We start from the raw sequence: 2,360 nt of genomic DNA, 5'->3' as shown, positions 1-2,360 counted from the left end.
GGGTGCTGCTCCGGCTGGCCAAGCTGGAAAGCGAGCGCATCCGCACCACCGCCGTGGCCCAGTCTTTGGAGATCATCCGCAACCGCATTGACCAGTTCGGCGTGGCCGAGCCGGTGATTGTCCGGCAGGGCGAGAATGAGATTGTGGTGCAGCTGCCTGGCGTGAAAGACCCGCAGCGGGCGATTGACCTGATCGGCAAGACCGCCCAGCTTGAATTCAAAATGGTGGCCGACGATGCCGGGCTTGATCTGGCCGCGTTAGTCAAGCAGGCGGCAGCTTCAGGCAAATGGCAGGAAGGCGGCAGTATCCGCCAGCTCAACCTTGCCTTGCAGGGCAGCCTGCCCAAAGGCACAGAGGTCGGCTTTGAGCGTGTTGTTGACAAGCAGATGAAAAAAGAGCGCAAGGTGCCGCTGCTGCTGGAAAGCCGGGTGATGATGACCGGCGAGATGGTCAAGACTGCCCGGATGGGCTTTGGCGGCACCTTCAACGAGCCTCTGGTGAGCATGGAGCTGACTGGCCGGGGCGGCTCCATCTTCGCTGATGTCACCAGCAAGAATGTGGGCCGCCGCTTCGCCATCATCCTTGACGAGGTGGTGCGCTCAGCCCCGGTGATCCGTGAAAAAATCCTCGGCGGCTCGGCGCAGATTTCCGGCAGCTTCACCACTGAGGAAGCCAATGACTTGGCCATCGTCCTCCGGGCTGGTGCCCTGCCAGCACCTGTGGAGATCATCCAGAACATGACTGTCGGTGCCAGCATGGGCCAGGATGCGATTGACCAGAGCGTCAACGCAGGCTTGGCAGGCGCAATACTTGTTCTGCTCTTCATTGGCGTATATTACCGGCTCTCCGGTCTGATCGCAGATTTCAGCCTTGCCCTGAACATTCTTTTCCTTGTCGCCGGACTGGCGATTTTCGGCGCAACCCTGACCCTTCCCGGCGTGGCTGGCATTATTCTCTCCATCGGCATGGGCGTGGATGCGAACGTCCTGATCTACGAGCGGATGCGGGAGGAGTTCGATCTGGGCAAATCGCTGCGCTCCGGCATCTCCTCTGGTTTCGACAACGCTTTCCTCTCCATTGTTGACTCGCAGCTCACCACGCTGATCACCGCGCTGGCCCTCTTCCTCTTCGGCACCGGCCCGATCAAAGGCTTTGCCGTCACCCTGTCGCTTGGTGTGGTCTTCAACTTGGTTGCCGCCCTGTTCTGCTCGCGGGTGGCCTTTGACTGGATTGCCGCCAGCCGCAAGGTGGATACGCTGAAGTTCATGCTCTTCATCAAAAAGCCCAAAATAGATTTCATGGGCATCAGAAAGATCGGCTTTGTTGTCTCCGGTTCCCTCACGCTCCTTGGCTTCTTCGCCTTTGCCCAGATCATGCTTGGCAATGCTAATATTGGCGTTGACTTCTCTGGCGGCTCCCTGCTCCAGTACAAGGCCGAGAAGCCCTTTGAGCTGGAGCAAGTGCGGACTGTTCTGAACAAAAACGGTTTGGAAACCGATTTGCAGCATGTGACCAGCGAGCATCGCCTGATCATCAAAATCAAGAAGACCCAAGACACGGTCGGGCATCTCAGCGACAAGGTCAACGCCTCACTGGCCTCGGTGCAAGGCAATACGTTCACCTTGGAGAGCCAGTCAGAAATCGGCTCTTCGATTTCCAAGACCCTGCGCGACCAAGCCCTATTTGCCACTGCCATCTCCTTGGTCGGCATCCTTCTCTATCTGGGAATCCGCTTCGACCTCAACTTTGCTGTGGCTGCCGCTGTGGCCTCGTTTCATGATGTGTTCGCTGTGCTGGGCGTGCTCTGGCTGCTGGATGTGGAGATCACCCTGCTGATTCTGACCGCCTTGCTGACGCTGGCTGGTTACTCCCTCAACGACACCGTGGTCATCTTTGACCGCATTCGCGAGAACATCGCCAAACACGGCGCGGAAAGCAACATGGCCCAGATCATTAACATCAGCACCAACGAAGTGCTGGCGCGGACGCTGATCATCTCGTTGGCCACCTTCATGTCTCTGGCTGCCCTCTTCTTCTTCGGCGGCGCGGTCATTCATGACTTCTCCCTTGCCCTGCTTCTGGGCATGGTGGTCGGCACCTACTCGTCCATCTTCGTGGCCAGCCCGCTGCTGACTCTGAAGAAGCGCGCGAATGTGCATGCCTGAACCGGCTGCGGCGCAGAGGACACTGACTGACCTCTGCGCCGCAATCACCCGGAAGACACCGTTCTGCTGGACGGCGGCAACATCAGCCACGTCAGAGCAGCGCGGGAGAAGCTGCAAGTTCTGGCCATGCGTCTGATGAGCTTTCCGCTGCGGCGGGGCCGTCAGGCGCATATGTTTATTCAACCCTGCTGCCTG

The 2,360-nt window shown here is 58.7% G+C and carries 1 protein-coding gene; it reads left to right on the top strand.

What is annotated here, in order from left to right:
• Window positions 1-2,165 (top strand): protein translocase subunit SecD (gene secD, locus ACNKID_RS05655; protein ID WP_417912461.1); only part of this gene is annotated, 2,165 nt, incomplete at its 5' end.
• Window positions 2,166-2,360 lie beyond the last annotated feature (195 nt).

Source organism: Candidatus Electronema sp. TJ (genome assembly GCF_048287355.1).
In the GTDB taxonomy this organism is placed as follows: domain Bacteria; phylum Desulfobacterota; class Desulfobulbia; order Desulfobulbales; family Desulfobulbaceae; genus Electronema.
Note: the sequence above shows the minus strand (reverse complement) of the source record. Positions and strands in the feature narration are given on the sequence as shown.